We start from the raw sequence: 15,789 nt of genomic DNA on the forward strand, positions 1-15,789 counted from the left end.
CAACCATGACTAAAGAGACTCAATTACAGGTTGAAGCCATTAAAAACGGCACGGTTATCGACCACATTCCTGCGCAAATCGGTATTAAAGTATTAAAGTTATTCGATATGCACAATTCTCATCAACGTGTCACGATTGGCTTAAATTTACCCTCTTCCGCGCTGGGCGCAAAAGATCTGCTGAAGATTGAAAATGTGTTCATTAATGAAGCCCAAGCCAATAAATTAGCACTTTATGCACCGCATGCGACTGTCAACCAAATCGAAAACTACCAAGTGGTGAAAAAGCTAGCGTTGACACTGCCTGAGCAGATCAATGATGTTTTTGCCTGCCCAAACAGCAACTGTATTTCCCACAATGAACCGGTCGAAAGCAGCTTTAAGGTTTTCGAAAAGAAAAACGATATTCGTTTGAAATGTAAGTATTGTGAGAAAGTTTACTCACGTGAGATTGTGACCGAACGCGAGTCATAATATAACCCCATTTAAGTCTATCGATGCCTCACTTTAGTGGGGCATTTTGCACTTTACCTGCCGTTTCTTTAAAGGCAAACTGACGCCTACCCTTCACATAAAAACAGATGGAACACAATCATGACTAAAGTACTTCATACCGAATCCGCTCCTGCCGCAATTGGCCCTTATGTACAAGGTGTCGATCTTGGCAATATGGTGCTAACTTCAGGGCAAATTCCAGTCAACCCAGTCACCGGCGAAGTGTCAGCAGATATCGCAGTGCAGGCTCGTCAATCTCTCGACAACGTAAAAGCCGTGGTGGAGTCTTCTGGCTTAACGGTTTCTGACATCGTAAAAATGACTGTATTTGTTAAAGATCTGAATGATTTTGGCACGGTGAATGAAGTCTACGGTAAGTTTTTTGATGAACATAACGTGGCAAACTACCCTGCGCGTTCATGCGTAGAAGTCGCTCGCTTACCCAAAGATGTGGGTATTGAAATTGAAGCGATTGCGGTACGTAAGTAAGCATTGCTCATAATCAGCACAGTGTAAGCACCACCAGCATGCCACTCTGACGTGAATGTGCTTTTTCAAACCTCGAACCCCGTTCGAGGTTTTTTTTAATCCAAAAAAATCAATTTTTACACCTCACACTTGCTACTTTAGGGTTAGTCACCAACACTTATCGTACTTTTGAACCGTTCGAGGTAGTGAGATGCAAGGGATTATCTATACCGTTCTTTCTGATTTAGTCATCGAAAAATTTGGCGCACTGTTTTGGGATCAAATGCTCGAGGATTTAAAACCTAGCTCTCAAGGCATCTACACCGCTGGAGAGCAATACTCCGATGACGAACTGCTTGCAATGGTGGCTTATTTGAGCGAGCAGAAAAACATCCCCACCGATGATTTAGTCCGGCTTTATGGGCAATACCTATTTTCTCGCCTGTACAACAGCCTTCCTGAAAATTACCCAAATAAAAACAACTTATTAGAGTTTTTGATTTCGGTCGATCAAGTGATCCATAAAGAAGTGAAGCGGCTCTACCCCGATGCCTATTTGCCGCAATTTCAATGTAAAAGCGAGGGCGATCGATTAACCATGTATTACACCTCGAAAAGAAAATTGTGCGCTGCGGCGGAAGGACTCATCATCGGCGCTTCAGAACAATTTGGTGAAGAAGTCGAAATCGAGCAGCCCCAATGCATGCATCATGGCGCTTCATTTTGTGAAATTGTTGTCACCTTTAAGGGTAAACATGAGTGATATAGAGCAATACCAACGCATTTATGAGCGTGAGCGTCAGGCTCGTTTGCTGGCAGAGCGGTTACTGCAAGAAAAAAGCCGCGAGCTCTACGATAAAATTTTAGAGCTGCAAGAGACTCTAGATCAACTTCATAGCGCGCAAGCACAGCTTGTACAATCAGAAAAAATGGCCTCCGTCGGTCTGCTGGCGGCTGGCGTTGCTCACGAGATCAATAACCCAATCGGTTTTTGTCTGAGTAATTTAAATACGCTGCGTGATTACTCTCACGCCTATATAGGAATTGTCGCTTTGGTAGCCCAGCACAAAGCCGAAATTGCTAACACGGATTTCTACCGCAATTATCAAGATTATTATCAACGACATGATATTGGTTTTGTCGAAAGTGATTTAACTGACATGCTTCAAGAGACTTCGGGTGGATTGCTGCGCGTAAAAGACATTGTCACTAGCCTACAAAGCGTTTCTCACTCCAGTGATGGCCGATTTGTCGAGTGTGAGTTAAATTCGTGTATTGAATCAACACTACACATGGTCTGGAACCAATTTAAATATACGATGGAGGTCGAGCAGCGATTGGATGAGGCTTTGCCGAAAATCAATGGGATATCAGCAGAGCTACAACAAGTGTTTATGAACCTATTTATTAACGCCTCTCACGCTTGCGAAGCACAAGGAAAGTTAACGATTAGCACAGATTCTGTGGTCGAAAAAGGGAAACGCTGGGTGAGGGTGACAGTGGCAGATAATGGGCATGGCATGAATCAAGACATCATCAACAAGGTGTTTGATCCTTTCTTCACCACCAAACCTGTCGGCGTAGGGACGGGTTTGGGTTTATCAATTTCATACAGTATTGTTGAAAAGCATGGTGGGAAAATGCAGGTCGAATCTGAAGTGGGACAAGGCACCACCTTCATACTTCTTTTTCCCACCATTTAGTAAAGCGGTTACTGACTGCGTGATGTGACTTTCTTACCATCAAGCATCGCGACCTCTTCATCCAGCTGCGCTAATTTGGCCATCATCTGCTCACGGCATAATGTCGCTAATTCCCGTAAATTTTCTTTTCCATATCCTTCAATACTGATCGGTGGCAGCATCTCAACAATCACATGACCATTGTCCCAACGGTTAAGCTTAATATCATTAGTTGAGCTGCAAACGATGGGGATAATCGGTACACCTGCGCCAATTGCCGCATGAAATGCACCCATTTTAAAGGGCAACATGCCACGGCCACGCGAGCGAGTACCTTCTGGAAACATCCACACAGACACATCACTGGTTTTTATGCTATCGACAACTTGATCAATGGTGCCTTTGGCTTTGTTGCGATTGGATCTATCAATTAAAATATTCCCTGCTAACCAATACAACTGACCAAACACAGGTGTCCAAACTAAACTTTTTTTCCCTACTGTCACGACTTTCGGCGTTACCGCCGCAGCAACAGTACACAGATCCCAGTTATTTTGATGATTCGCAATGTAGATGTGCTGGCCGCGTTGATAAGCATCTTCTGGGATACGCAGTTCTAATTTAATACCCATCAATTTTGACATGCGGGCGAATAAACGCCCAAACGTAAATACATGTTTGGGATTACGTGGGCTAAGTAAACAGTAGCCACATCCAAAAACAAACATCACAATGGCAAACAGTGCGACTGCCAATAGACGCAAAAGAGCAATCATTTCAGTTCTCCATGGAACAAAGATAAAAAATGAGCAAGGATAAAAAAGCCGAAACCCAGAGATTTCGGCTCCATTGCATGAGCGAGAGTTTAACTGCTGACTTGAATGCGCTCAATATTAGCGCCAAGAGCCGACAGTTTATCTTCAATTCTTTCGTAACCGCGATCGATATGGTAGATGCGATCGACGATGGTTTCACCTTTTGCGATACAACCGGCAATCACTAGGCTGGCTGAGGCACGTAGATCGGTCGCCATCACCTGCGCGCCACTCAACGATTCCACATCACCACAAATCACGGTATTCCCTTCAATCTCCGCTTTTGCTCCCATACGCATCAGTTCAGGAACGTGCATAAAACGGTTTTCAAAGATGGTTTCAGTGATCTTGCCACCACCTTTTGCCATCATATTGAGTAGGGTAAATTGTGCTTGCATATCGGTTGGAAAGCCAGGATGAGGCGCAGTGCGAATCGAAACCGCCTTAAGCTCTTTTCCGGTCATATCAAGGCTTATCCAGCCCTCACCCGTTTCAATCTCAGCGCCCGCTTCTTCCAGTTTTGCTAACACGGCCTCTAACAAATGCGAGTGAGTGTTGTGGCAAACAATTTTTCCGCGAGAAACAGCCGCCGCGACTAAAAACGTGCCCGTTTCAATGCGGTCAGCCACAACAGCGTGTTTACCACCACCCAAACGTTCAACACCTTCAATGGTAATGGTATCGGTGCCTGCACCGGATACTTTTGCACCCAGCTTATTCAAAAACAGTGCGGTATCGACAATTTCAGGCTCACGCGCAGCGTTGTCGAGTACGGTTGTGCCTTCGGCAAGGGTTGCGGCGCACATAATGGTAATGGTGGCACCCACGCTCACTTTATCCATGACGATGTGTGCACCTTGTAGACGACCTTCGACACTGGCTTTCACGTAGCCATCTTCTAAGGTGATGGTGGCACCAAGCTGCTCTAAACCGTGAATATGCAGATCGACAGGACGAGCGCCAATGGCACAGCCTCCAGGTAGCGAAACTTGGCCATAACCAAAACGAGCCACTAATGGACCGAGAGCCCAAATAGAAGCACGCATGGTTTTGACTAAATCATACGGCGCGCAATATTCATCAATTTGACTAGGATCGACATGAACTGAGCCATTACGTTCGACTTTAGCGCCTAAACGTTTGAGCAGTTCCATTGTGGTATCAATATCGCGAAGGTGTGGCACATTGGCCACTTCTACTGGCTCAGAGGCCAAAATAGACGCAAATAAAATAGGCAGTGCAGCGTTTTTGGCACCTGAAATGGTCACTTCACCTTGAAGAGGTTGTGTTGACCCAATAACTCGAAACTTTTCCATCAATAAACCTTACAGCGACATCAACTTTTTATCACGAGCCCACTCTGTTGGTGTGAACGCTTTAATAGAAAGGGCATGAATGTCGTTTCTTTGAATGTACTCCATCAGTGGAGCATAAATAAGTTGTTGTTTTTTAACGCGACTCATCCCTGCAAAACAAGCATCAACAGCGATAACTTCATAGTGGCTACCTTCACCTTTGACGTGGATCTCTTCAAGGTTTAGTGCTTGTTCTAATAACTGTTGTACTTTTGCGCTATCCACAATGTTCCCCTGCTTAATTCTTTATATGTTGAGCCATTAAACGATCAATGTTGCTCAATTGGAATAGTGTGCGCAGTTGCTCTGGCACGAAACTGAGCATTATATGACAGTTTCGTTTTTTTGCATGCTCTATTAGGTGGATTAACATCACCATTCCGGCAGAGTCTATGCGTTCAACGTTTTTCAGTTCAATCTCAAACTGTGTACTCACCGGGTTCCATTTTTGGATAAACGCCCATAAATCAGGCACATGCTCTCTGTCTAATGCACCCGACAAAGCCGCAATCGGCATATCAGTTTGATGCCACTGCGGATGAATCATTGCGCTTTACCTTCAAAACGGATCGGCTGATCCGCCAATTGTTGCAGTTCATTGGCAACCGCTAAGATGCCATCTTGGCGAATTTTACCGCTCCATTCAGATTGCTTACTGGAGAGCAAACTCACTCCTTCTGCAATCATATCAAAGACTTGCCATTCACCACTTTTCTCTTTGCGCAATTTAAACTCAAGTTTGATGTTCGGTCGTGGCGTATCAATAATATCCACCTTCACGCTGGTAATGCGTTTATCATCCGACACCGCCTGTTCAGGCTCGAACTCAATAATTTGGTTACTGTATTGAGTCAATACTTGCGCGTATGCACTGACAAGATAAGCACGAAATGCGGTGATGAATGTGGCGACATCTTCACGTTTGGCCCCTTTTAAGTTTGGGCCCAATAACTTCAGTGCCGCATACTGCTCATTGACGTAAGGCATCAGTTCTTGTTCCACGATTTCTTTCAAATATTCAGGATGGTGGTGAATCGCTTCTTGTTCGGCTTTCAAACGAGTAAATGCCGTTTCAGACACCTGCTTCATCATGGTATAGGGCTGGGTTTTATCCACATTGGCCGCTTGCACAAACATAGCGGCAAAGAGGGTAAATACAAAAATCAACGTCCGTTTAAACACTGTTGTCACTCCTTACCTTTTTCTTGTGAGCCACCACCGACGCTATACAGCACTTGGCCAATCAAATCTTCTAATACGAGGGCGGATTTTGTGTCTTCAATTAAGTCGCCCTCTTTTAACATCTGTTCATCTTCAAAGACAAACCCGGGCACAAGCCCAATGTACTGCTCACCAATCAATCCAGAAGTTAGAATTTGCACACTCGACGTTTCTGGAAATTGATCATATTGACTGTTAATAGCCATAGTAACCACAGGCAGCAAGCTCTCTCTATCGAGTTTAATCTCGGCCACTCGCCCAACGACTACACCACCCACTTTGACTGGCGAGCGCACTTTTAAACTACCGATATTGTCAAATTCAGCTTTCAGTTGGTAAGTATGGTTGGAACCCAACCCTTTTACGTCAGCGACCTGAAAAATCATCACCAGAATTGCGCAAATTCCAGCAAGGACAAAGCTACCGACCCAAAGTTCTATTTTTCGTGTTTGCTGCATGATTAATTCCCAAACATCAATGCGGTGAGTACAAAGTCTAGCCCTAATACAGCTAAAGATGAATGCACTACGGTTCTTGTGGTGGCACGGCTAATACCTTCCGAGGTTGGAATAGCATCGTAACCGTTAAACAGTGCAATCCAAGTCACTGTGATGGCAAACATCACGCACTTGATCATACTGTTGCCAATATCTTGTCCTAGCTCTACCGATGACTGCATCGCAGACCAAAAACTGCCGTGATCAATCCCTTTCCAATCCACGCCAACAAGCTGGCCTCCCCAAATGCCGACCGCCATAAAAATCATCGCTAGCAACGGCATTGATATTAGCCCAGCCCAAAAGCGAGGAGCGATAATACGTTTGAGCGGATCAACCGCCATCATCTCTAAACTGGAAAGCTGCTCGGTGGCTTTCATCAGGCCGATCTCAGCGGTAAGTGCAGAACCAGCACGCCCAGCAAACAGCAGCGCAGTCACCACGGGCCCAAGTTCACGCAATAAAGAGAGCGCAACCATCTGCCCAAGGCTACCTTCCGCGCCGTAATCGACCAAAATCACATAGCCTTGCAGGCTCAACACCATGCCAATGAACAAGCCAGAAACGACAATAATCGCCAGCGACTGAACGCCAACACTGTAGAGCTGCTTCACTAACAATGGAAAATTCTGAATAGGCCGTGGGCGGCTCACTAATGCGCCAAACAGCATCAAGCTAGCTTTGCCAAAGGCTTGGCAAAATTCGAGCGTACGGCGACCGAGCCCTTCAATCCAGTCAGTCAATCTAGACATCATGAGAATAAATCCTTTTCTAGGCTTTGCGCTGGAAAGCGAAATGGTACTGGGCCATCAGCCTCGCCTTGTAAAAATTGTTGTACGCGAGGATCGCTATTTTGATAAAGATCGTTTGGCGTTCCTTTGGCAATCACTTTGCCGTCAGCCAGCAAATAAACCCAATCGGCAATGCTCATCACTTCAGGAACATCATGAGAGACCACTATCGAGGTCACCCCTAAAGCTTGATTCAAATTGCGGATCAATTCCACCAGCACGCCCATGGTGATCGGGTCTTGCCCCACAAACGGCTCATCATACATGATCAGTTCCGGATCCAGCGCAATCGCGCGCGCTAATGCAGCCCTTCTTGCCATACCACCGGATAATTCGCTCGGCATGAGCAAGGCGGCACCGCGCAGACCAACCGCTTCTAATTTTAGTAAAACTAATGTCTTAATCAGCGATTCATCTAATTGAGTGTGTTCACGTAAAGGGAAAGCCACATTGTCGAACACATTTAAATCGGTAAATAACGCACCCGACTGAAACAACATGCTCATTTTTTTACGAGCTTGATACAGCTTTTTGCGACTGAGCATCGGGATGTTTTGTTTGTCGAACCAAATCTCACCTTGTTCAGGAAACAGTTGTCCGCCAATAAGACGTAGCAAAGTGGTTTTACCAATACCCGATGGCCCCATAATGGCGGTAATTTTTCCTTGCGGAACGCTGAGACTCACGTCATCGAAAATCTTCCGTCCTGAACGGGAGAAGGTTAAATTCTTGATTGTGACAAGATCGTTGATTGGCATCATGAGTGTTTCACTATTGTTGTCCGCCCCAAAATGATGGGCAATCATAAGCATAACGTTCTAAAATTAAAAGCACTGTTCAATTACATCCTAAAGTAAAGCATCATCTTTCGCCAAAACAATCTTCCGGTCATTTATTGATGGATAGCTAACTAAACCATGAATTGAACGTAATTAATTGGATCTTCAGCTTCCCTTTTCGCAACCAACACGTCAAAATTAGCGGTTAATTACATCATTTTTTCACTCATTTCATTAATTAGGTATCATCATGATCGAAGCGGTAGCGTTTCTCATTGTAGGTTTGGTGTTTTTAGTCTGGAGCGCTGACAAGTTAGTCTTTGGTTCTGCCGCGCTTGCTCGCAACTTCGGCATCTCGCCATTAGTGATCGGCATGACTATTTTAGCGATGGGATCATCAGCACCAGAGATGATGGTATCGGCAACGGCCGCTTTGGATGGGAAAACCGATACTGCCGTCGGTAACGTGCTCGGTTCTAACATCGCTAACATTGCTTTGATCTTGGGTATTACAGCACTCATCAAACCGCTTTCCGTCAGTTCTGCGGTACTCCGCCGTGAACTGCCGCTGATGATTGCGGTCACACTACTTGCTGGTGCGTTATTGTGGGATAACCACTTAGGATTCTATGAAGGAGTGTTGCTGTTTGCACTTTTCGCCGTGTTTATCATCGCGATGCTCCGCATTAGCCGTAACGAGCAAAAACATGGTGACGCACTGCTTACCGAGCAGGAATCTGAAATACCGCAGGGCGTGAGCAACGCAAAAGCGGCTATTTGGGTAGTGATTGGGCTTATCATTCTGCCGATTGCTGCCAGCGTGTTAGTCGATAACGCCGTCATTATCGCTAAGTTTTTTGGCATGAGCGACTTGGTAATTGGCCTGACGATCATCGCTGTTGGGACCAGCTTGCCAGAATTGGCCGCCTCACTCACAAGTGTGTTGAAAGGCGAAGATGATATGGCTGTGGGCAACATTATTGGCTCGAACGTATTCAATATTCTTGCCGTGATGGGCTTACCCGGCATTCTTAATCCATCGATACTCAGTGAGCATGCGATGGGACGCGATTTTTGGGTAATGCTTGGCGTATCTCTGCTACTGGTTGCCATGGCTTTAGGGAAATCGCGTAGTATTAACCGCATTGAGGGAGGCGTGCTCTTCCTCGCTTTTATCGGATACCAAGCTTATCTACTTATGAATATGAGCGCTTAACCCAAACTCGGAGTATCGAATGTCGAATCAGTTTGATTATCGCAGTGTTGCACAGCAAGTTCTCGCCACCGAAATGGCGGCTTTACAGCAGCTAGAGCAATACTTTGACGACTCATTTTGCCAAGCGTGTGAAATGATCATTGCCAATGATCACGGCAAAGTGGTGGTGATGGGTATGGGTAAATCAGGCCATATCGGTAAAAAAATTGCCGCGACCTTAGCCAGTACTGGCACTTCGGCATTTTTCGTACATCCAGGAGAAGCAGCGCACGGTGACCTTGGTATGATCGAGCGTGGCGACATCGTAATTGCTATTTCAAACTCTGGCGAATCCTCGGAAATTTTATCACTGTTTACTGTGCTAAAACGGCTCAATATTCGCATCATCAGCATGACAGGCAACCCGTCATCGAATATGGCAAAGTTGGCCGATCTTCATTTGCAAATCACAGTCCCACAAGAGGCATGCCCGCTTGGCCTTGCGCCAACCTCCAGCACCACCGCAACGCTAGTGATGGGCGATGCGTTAGCCGTCGCACTCTTGCAAGCACGCGGCTTTACCGCTGAAGATTTTGCGCTGTCTCATCCCGGTGGGGCTTTAGGTCGAAAATTGTTGCTCAAGCTCTCTGATATCATGCACATTGGCGATGCACTACCAACCGTGCAACCAAATGCATTGATCCGCGATGCCTTACTTGAGATCAGTCAAAAAGGCTTGGGGATGACCGCGGTAGTTGACAGCAACATGCAGCTTATTGGCATCTTTACTGATGGCGATTTACGCCGCATCTTAGACAAACGAATCGATATTCACAGCGCAGCAATCAGCGAGGTGATGACGCAAAACCCAACGGTAGCAACCCCTAACATGCTCGCGGTCGAAGGGTTAAACCTAATGCAAGATAAACGAATCAATGGCTTGATGCTGTGCGAAAATGGCACATTGGTCGGTGCATTAAACATGCACGATTTGCTCAAAGCAGGAGTGATGTGATGACCATGATTGATACACTCTACGGCCCGGTCTCACTGCCTATTCTCGACATAGCTAAGCAGATAAAACTGCTGATCTGCGATGTGGATGGCGTCTTCTCTGATGGCTTAGTTTATATGGGCAATCAAGGCGAAGAGCTAAAAACCTTCCACACTCGAGATGGCTACGGCATAAAATCATTGATGAATGCTGGCATTGAAGTGGCGATCATCACAGGTAGGCAGTCAAAAATTGTCGAAAACCGTATGGCCGTATTAGGCATTACACTGGTTTATCAAGGTCAGGATGACAAGGTCAAAGCCTATAACGACATTTGTCGCCAACTCAATATTGCCCCAGAACACACGGGGTATATCGGTGATGACTTGATTGATTGGCCAGTAATGGAAAAAGTCGCGCTGAAAGTCTGTGTCGCGGATGGTCACCCGCTATTAGTTAAACGCGCAAACTACGTGACCCATATAAAAGGTGGGCATGGCGCTGTACGCGAAGTGTGTGATTTGATTTTGCAAGCTCGCGGTGAGTTAGATGTGCACAAAGGCTTAAGTGTATGAGTTTATCTCGTGTCCTCTATGTGATACTGATTTTTATCGCATCGTGGTCAGCCTATTACTTGTTCGATAAAGAACAAAATACCGATATACAAGTTGCTCCGAACTTGGAGTTACCGTCGTTTAGTGGAAAAAATCTCGACAACACCACCTATAACGAGCAAGGTATCCGCAGCTACATCATTCAATCGACGCATCTGGATCATTACGCAAAAAGTGGCGACACCATTTTCGAGTACCCGATACTCAAAGTCTTCCGTGATGGTATTTTGCAAGAGTGGGAGATTACCGCTAAACGCGGCGTACTCGATGAAGAGCAAGTTCTGACACTGTATGACGACGTACTGGCAAAAAACCTATTAGCAGATTCTAGTTTTGATACGCTTTCAACCATTAAGATGAGCATTCAACTCAATAATCGCGATTTTTGGGCCGATAATCAGGTCGATTTGGTTGGGCCACAATTCGAAACACAAGGACAAGCGATGAAAGGCAACTTTGCCGACAATACCGCTATTCTTTATAACCATGTACAAGGTAGATATGAAACTCTCACACCTTAGTCTTATTGCTTGTTTAGCGATTTCTGGTCACGTATCCGCGTTGTCTACCGACAGTGCTCAGCAGATTTATCTGAATGCAGACAGCCAACTGCTCGACATGAAAAGCAACCAAATGACACTCCTTGGTAATGTCAATCTCAAACAAGGCAGTATCAATATCAACGCCGACAAAGTGATTGTAACCCGTGATGCGAAAGATGGCTCCATTCAAGAAATTGAAGGATATGGCAACCTCGCCACTTTTTCGCAATTAACCGACGATGGCAAAACCTTGTATGGTGAGGCGAAAGAGCTCTATTACAAATTGGCCGATGATCAGTTGACGATGATCGATCAAGCCATGTTGTCACAAGACGATAGCATCATCCGTGGTACGAAAATTCGTTACAAAATTTCGTCACAGAAACTGATGGCTGATGGTAACTCTAACGAGCGAGTATCGACCGTGCTTCAGCCGCAAGCCACTACGACACAAGAATAATTATGGCCATACTTAAAGCAGAACATTTAGCGAAAAGCTATAAAAAGCGCAAAGTCGTCTCTGACGTCAGCTTGCAAGTAGAATCGGGGCAGATTGTTGGCTTACTCGGTCCTAACGGCGCAGGAAAAACCACATCGTTTTACATGATCGTCGGCCTTGTCGCTCGTGATGAAGGTAAGATCAGCATTGATGATCACGACATCAGCATTTTACCTATGCACAGTCGCTCACGCTTAGGGATCGGCTACTTACCTCAAGAAGCGTCTATTTTCCGAAAATTATCGGTCGAAGATAACATCATGGCGGTACTTGAAACCCGTGAATCAATGACACGTGAAGAGCGCCAAGATAAACTCGAAGATCTACTAGAAGAATTTCACATTCAACATATCCGCCATAGTGCGGGGATGGCGCTATCGGGTGGTGAACGTCGCCGAGTTGAAATTGCCCGCGCTCTTGCCGCAAACCCACAATTTATTTTGCTTGATGAACCCTTTGCAGGGGTCGACCCTATTTCCGTTATCGACATTAAAAAGATCATCCAACACCTGCGAGATCGTGGCTTAGGCGTTTTAATCACAGACCACAACGTTCGAGAAACATTGGACGTCTGTGAAAAAGCCTATATTGTAAGCCAGGGTCGTTTGATCGCAGAAGGTACACCACATGACGTGCTCAATAATGAAGAGGTAAAACAAGTTTATCTCGGTGAACAATTCCGTCTATGATTAAGTAGAGAGTGACATCAATTCTAAAAATAATAAGGTAACTGGCACTGAATGAAACCCTCATTACAACTGAAGCTCGGCCAACAATTAGCGATGACACCGCAGTTACAACAAGCCATTCGTTTGTTGCAACTCTCCACATTGGAACTCCAGCAAGAGATCCAAGAGGCTCTAGAGTCTAATCCATTATTGGATGTTGAAGAGGCCTATGAAGAGAATGCCACCGCCGATGTTCATAGCATCAATGAGGAGAAAGAAGCCAGTGCTGAGGTGTTAGATATTGAGCCACAAGACAGCTCTGACTTAATTGAAAAATCCGAAATCAGCAGCGAGCTTGAGATCGACACCACATGGGATGATGTCTACAGCGCGAACACAGGCAGCACAGGGATCGCCCTTGATGATGACATGCCCGTGTACCAAGGTGAAACAACGCAAACCCTGCAAGATTATCTACTGTGGCAATTAGATCTCACACCGTTTAGCGACACCGACCGCAGCATTGCTCTTGCCTTGATTGACGCCATCGATGACTACGGTTATCTCACCGTTTCTTTGGATGATATTTTAGAAAGCTTTGCCGATGAAAATATTGAGCTTGATGAAATTGAAGCCGTTCGTAAACGTGTTCAGCAGTTTGATCCCCTCGGTGTGGCTTCAGTCAACCTTCAAGACTGCCTGCTTTTACAATTAGCGACCTACCCTGCCAGTACCCCTTGGTTAGAAGAAGCTAAACAGCTGCTGATCCAACACATTGATCTGCTCGGCAACCGTGACTACAAGTTGATCATCAAAGAAACCAAGTTAAAAGAAGAAGATCTGCGAGAGGTATTGCAGCTCATTCAACAACTTGACCCAAGACCGGGAAATAACATTTCAACCGAGCATGCCGAATACGTTGTGCCTGACGTGTCTGTTTACAAAGATCACGGCAAATGGGTGGTCACAATAAACCCCGACAGCGTACCAAAACTTAAAATAAATCAACAATATGCAGCATTAGGCAAAGGTAACAGTGCCGATAGCAACTACATTCGCAGCAATTTGCAAGAAGCAAAATGGCTTATTAAGAGTTTAGAAAGTAGAAACGAGACACTGCTCAAAGTTGCCAAGTGTATTGTTGAACATCAACGTGATTTCTTTGAGTATGGTGAAGAGGCGATGAAGCCAATGGTACTCAATGACGTTGCTTTAGCGGTAGAAATGCATGAATCCACCATATCAAGGGTGACAACGCAGAAGTACATGCATACTCCGCGTGGTATTTTCGAATTGAAATACTTCTTCTCCAGCCATGTCAGTACCGACAGCGGGGGAGAGTGTTCATCGACTGCAATACGAGCACTGATTAAAAAACTGGTTTCCGCTGAAAATACAGCCAAACCATTAAGTGACAGTAAAATTGCAGATCTACTGGCTGACCAAGGGATTCAGGTAGCTAGACGGACGATAGCTAAATACCGTGAATCGTTGGGCATTGCTCCATCGAGTCAGCGCAAACGCCTACTGTAAGGCACAAAACAGAGAAGGAAAGTCTATGCAAATCAACATTAATGCCCATCACATTGATCTGACCGATTCAATGCAAGACTATGTAAACTCGAAGTTTCAAAAACTTGAGCGATTTTTTGACCATATCAATAACGTACAGGTTGTTTTACGTGTTGAAAAAGTACAACAGATCGCTGAAGCTACGCTCCACATAAATCAAGGTGATATCCACGCCGTGGCCGACAATGAAAATATGTATGCTGCCATTGACAGTTTAGTGGATAAACTCGTAAGACAACTCAACAAGCATAAAGAAAAGCTAAGTAGTCATTAATCATGCAATTAAGCGAAGTACTCTCATTGGACTGCACGAAAAGTGCGGTCCAATGCACCAGTAAAAAAAGAGCCCTAGAAATCATTAGCGAAATCGCTGCTGAGTATTCAGGTCAAAATTCCACCGAGCTGTTTGAATGCATGCTCAGCCGAGAAAAAATGGGCAGTACTGGTATTGGTAATGGCATCGCCATTCCTCATGCAAGAATGACCAACAGTGATCGTGCCATTGCCGTTTTGCTGCAGTGTGAAGAACCGATTGAGTTTGATGCCATTGATAATCGACCTGTCGATCTACTGTTTGCGTTGCTCGTTCCTGAAGAGCAGTGCAAAGAGCATTTAAAAACGCTCGCTTGTATGGCCGAGCGCCTCAATGACAAACAAGTTTTAAAACAGCTTCGAAGTGCACAAAGCGATCAAGAGCTGTACGACATCATGACTAACCAATAACCACCGAGCCGAAACTATGCGTTTAATCGTTGTGAGTGGTCAATCAGGCGCAGGGAAAAGCGTTGCTTTACGAGTACTGGAGGATCTCGGCTACTATTGTGTCGATAACCTTCCCGTCAACTTGTTGGATGCGTTTATTCAATCAGTCCAAGGCAGCAAACAAAATGTCGCGGTGAGTATTGATATCCGTAACTTGCCCCAAGAGCCTAGTTTGGTTGCGGATATTTTAGAGCAGCTAAAACAGAATAACGATGTTAGTGTGCTGTTTCTCGATGCCAGTAAAGAGACACTACTCAAGCGCTACAGCGAAACGCGTCGTATCCATCCTCTCTCATTAAACGCCGATAAACCTTCACTTGCGCAAGCGATTGAATTGGAAAAGTCGCTGCTTGCGCCGCTCAAAGAGCAAGCCGATTTAGTGCTCGATAGCAGTAATCAATCGTTGCATGAGTTGAGCGAAACCGTACGCATGCGAATTGAAGGACGTGAGCGCAAAGATCTGGTGATGGTCTTTCAGTCTTTTGGCTTCAAATATGGACTACCCAGCGATGCAGACTACGTGTTTGATGTGCGTTTTTTACCCAACCCACATTGGGAACCCGATCTTCGCCCATTAACTGGCCTGGATGCACCAATTAAGTCGTTTCTTGAACGCCATAGTGAAGTAATTGAACTTAAACAACAAATTCAAAAGTTTGTTGAATACTGGCTACCGATGCTCGAAAAAAACAACCGCAGTTATCTCACAATTGCGATTGGTTGCACCGGTGGTAAGCACCGCTCCGTTTACCTGACTCAACAGCTTGGCGAGTACTTTACTCAATTAGGTCACCAAGTACAGATACGCCATACATCATTAGAAAAACAGCAATAGGAGCGA

22 protein-coding genes are annotated in these 15,789 nt (G+C 45.3%); 14 read left to right on the forward strand and 8 right to left on the reverse strand.

What is annotated here, in order from left to right:
• The first annotated feature begins 5 nt into the window (after window positions 1-5).
• From pyrI to AACQ42_RS03940, 4 genes are all read left to right on the forward strand, one after another.
• Complete coding sequence (gene pyrI / locus AACQ42_RS03925; protein WP_010318833.1) at window positions 6-473, forward strand: aspartate carbamoyltransferase regulatory subunit; 468 nt, start codon at window positions 6-8, stop codon at window positions 471-473.
• A gap of 120 nt (window positions 474-593) precedes the next feature.
• Window positions 594-983 carry a RidA family protein gene (locus tag AACQ42_RS03930; RefSeq protein ID WP_013855986.1) on the forward strand — a complete coding sequence of 130 codons (390 nt, stop codon included), beginning with the start codon at window positions 594-596 and terminating at the stop codon, window positions 981-983.
• Between the two features lie 190 nt (window positions 984-1,173).
• Window positions 1,174-1,725 (forward strand): heme NO-binding domain-containing protein, encoded by a 552-nt coding sequence (locus AACQ42_RS03935; RefSeq protein WP_013855985.1) that lies wholly within the window; start codon window positions 1,174-1,176, stop codon window positions 1,723-1,725.
• The gene (locus tag AACQ42_RS03940; protein ID WP_094164834.1) at window positions 1,718-2,665 is read left to right on the forward strand and encodes a sensor histidine kinase; all 948 of its coding nucleotides are present in this window, start codon (window positions 1,718-1,720) and stop codon (window positions 2,663-2,665) included. The genes AACQ42_RS03935 and AACQ42_RS03940 overlap by 8 nt, the downstream gene beginning before the upstream one ends.
• Before the next feature lie 8 nt (window positions 2,666-2,673).
• Here the strand turns inward: AACQ42_RS03940 and AACQ42_RS03945 are convergent, their stop codons facing one another.
• From AACQ42_RS03945 to mlaF, 8 genes are all read right to left on the reverse strand, one after another.
• Window positions 2,674-3,420 (reverse strand): 1-acylglycerol-3-phosphate O-acyltransferase, encoded by a 747-nt coding sequence (locus tag AACQ42_RS03945; protein ID WP_013855983.1) that lies wholly within the window; start codon window positions 3,418-3,420, stop codon window positions 2,674-2,676.
• Between the two features lie 89 nt (window positions 3,421-3,509).
• Window positions 3,510-4,775, reverse strand: coding sequence for a UDP-N-acetylglucosamine 1-carboxyvinyltransferase (gene murA, locus AACQ42_RS03950; RefSeq protein ID WP_026029130.1), 1,266 nt, complete (start codon window positions 4,773-4,775; stop codon window positions 3,510-3,512).
• Window positions 4,776-4,784: 9 nt separating this feature from the next.
• A complete protein-coding gene (gene ibaG / locus AACQ42_RS03955; protein WP_013855981.1) occupies window positions 4,785-5,039 on the reverse strand; it encodes a BolA family iron metabolism protein IbaG in 255 nt (84 codons plus the stop codon).
• 13 nt (window positions 5,040-5,052) lie between these two features.
• The gene (locus AACQ42_RS03960) at window positions 5,053-5,361 is read right to left on the reverse strand and encodes an STAS domain-containing protein (RefSeq protein WP_010318828.1); all 309 of its coding nucleotides are present in this window, start codon (window positions 5,359-5,361) and stop codon (window positions 5,053-5,055) included.
• Window positions 5,358-5,996, reverse strand: a complete 639-nt coding sequence (mlaC, locus tag AACQ42_RS03965; protein ID WP_017049797.1) for a phospholipid-binding protein MlaC — start codon at window positions 5,994-5,996, stop codon at window positions 5,358-5,360. The genes AACQ42_RS03960 and mlaC overlap by 4 nt, the downstream gene beginning before the upstream one ends.
• A 5-nt stretch (window positions 5,997-6,001) precedes the next feature.
• Window positions 6,002-6,493, reverse strand: a complete 492-nt coding sequence (mlaD, locus tag AACQ42_RS03970; protein ID WP_010318826.1) for an outer membrane lipid asymmetry maintenance protein MlaD — start codon at window positions 6,491-6,493, stop codon at window positions 6,002-6,004.
• Between the two features lie 2 nt (window positions 6,494-6,495).
• A complete protein-coding gene (gene mlaE / locus AACQ42_RS03975) occupies window positions 6,496-7,287 on the reverse strand; it encodes a lipid asymmetry maintenance ABC transporter permease subunit MlaE (protein WP_010318825.1) in 792 nt (263 codons plus the stop codon).
• Window positions 7,284-8,081 carry a phospholipid ABC transporter ATP-binding protein MlaF gene (gene mlaF, locus AACQ42_RS03980; RefSeq protein ID WP_026029128.1) on the reverse strand — a complete coding sequence of 266 codons (798 nt, stop codon included), beginning with the start codon at window positions 8,079-8,081 and terminating at the stop codon, window positions 7,284-7,286. The genes mlaE and mlaF overlap by 4 nt, the downstream gene beginning before the upstream one ends.
• A 271-nt stretch (window positions 8,082-8,352) precedes the next feature.
• Here mlaF and AACQ42_RS03985 point away from each other — a divergent pair, with 271 nt between their 5' ends.
• Genes AACQ42_RS03985 through rapZ form a run of 10 tightly spaced genes read left to right on the forward strand, consistent with a single transcriptional unit; the run spans window position 8,353 to window position 15,783 of the window.
• On the forward strand, window positions 8,353-9,318 hold the full coding sequence (locus tag AACQ42_RS03985; RefSeq protein ID WP_094164835.1) for a calcium/sodium antiporter: 966 nt from the start codon (window positions 8,353-8,355) through the stop codon (window positions 9,316-9,318).
• 19 nt (window positions 9,319-9,337) lie between these two features.
• Window positions 9,338-10,312: an arabinose-5-phosphate isomerase KdsD gene (gene kdsD / locus AACQ42_RS03990; RefSeq protein WP_094164836.1), complete on the forward strand. Its 975-nt coding sequence runs from the start codon at window positions 9,338-9,340 to the stop codon at window positions 10,310-10,312.
• On the forward strand, window positions 10,309-10,866 hold the full coding sequence (kdsC, locus tag AACQ42_RS03995) for a 3-deoxy-manno-octulosonate-8-phosphatase KdsC (RefSeq protein WP_094124238.1): 558 nt from the start codon (window positions 10,309-10,311) through the stop codon (window positions 10,864-10,866). Before kdsD ends, kdsC begins: the two co-directional genes overlap by 4 nt.
• Entirely contained in the window at window positions 10,863-11,426 is a 564-nt protein-coding gene (gene lptC / locus AACQ42_RS04000) for an LPS export ABC transporter periplasmic protein LptC (protein ID WP_017046456.1), read from the forward strand. Before kdsC ends, lptC begins: the two co-directional genes overlap by 4 nt.
• Window positions 11,407-11,907: a lipopolysaccharide transport periplasmic protein LptA gene (lptA, locus tag AACQ42_RS04005; protein WP_017046455.1), complete on the forward strand. Its 501-nt coding sequence runs from the start codon at window positions 11,407-11,409 to the stop codon at window positions 11,905-11,907. The genes lptC and lptA overlap by 20 nt, the downstream gene beginning before the upstream one ends.
• Before the next feature lie 2 nt (window positions 11,908-11,909).
• Entirely contained in the window at window positions 11,910-12,635 is a 726-nt protein-coding gene (lptB, locus tag AACQ42_RS04010; RefSeq protein WP_013855971.1) for an LPS export ABC transporter ATP-binding protein, read from the forward strand.
• 51 nt (window positions 12,636-12,686) lie between these two features.
• The gene (locus AACQ42_RS04015; RefSeq protein WP_064625916.1) at window positions 12,687-14,147 is read left to right on the forward strand and encodes an RNA polymerase factor sigma-54; all 1,461 of its coding nucleotides are present in this window, start codon (window positions 12,687-12,689) and stop codon (window positions 14,145-14,147) included.
• Window positions 14,148-14,172: 25 nt separating this feature from the next.
• Complete coding sequence (gene hpf / locus AACQ42_RS04020; RefSeq protein WP_013855969.1) at window positions 14,173-14,460, forward strand: ribosome hibernation promoting factor; 288 nt, start codon at window positions 14,173-14,175, stop codon at window positions 14,458-14,460.
• Window positions 14,461-14,462: 2 nt separating this feature from the next.
• Window positions 14,463-14,909 (forward strand): PTS IIA-like nitrogen regulatory protein PtsN, encoded by a 447-nt coding sequence (gene ptsN / locus AACQ42_RS04025; RefSeq protein ID WP_013855968.1) that lies wholly within the window; start codon window positions 14,463-14,465, stop codon window positions 14,907-14,909.
• 16 nt (window positions 14,910-14,925) lie between these two features.
• On the forward strand, window positions 14,926-15,783 hold the full coding sequence (gene rapZ, locus AACQ42_RS04030; protein ID WP_094164837.1) for an RNase adapter RapZ: 858 nt from the start codon (window positions 14,926-14,928) through the stop codon (window positions 15,781-15,783).
• Window positions 15,784-15,789 lie beyond the last annotated feature (6 nt).

It is taken from the genome of Vibrio sp. V12_P9A6T4, assembly GCF_963874835.1.
Lineage (GTDB): Bacteria > Pseudomonadota > Gammaproteobacteria > Enterobacterales > Vibrionaceae > Vibrio > Vibrio anguillarum.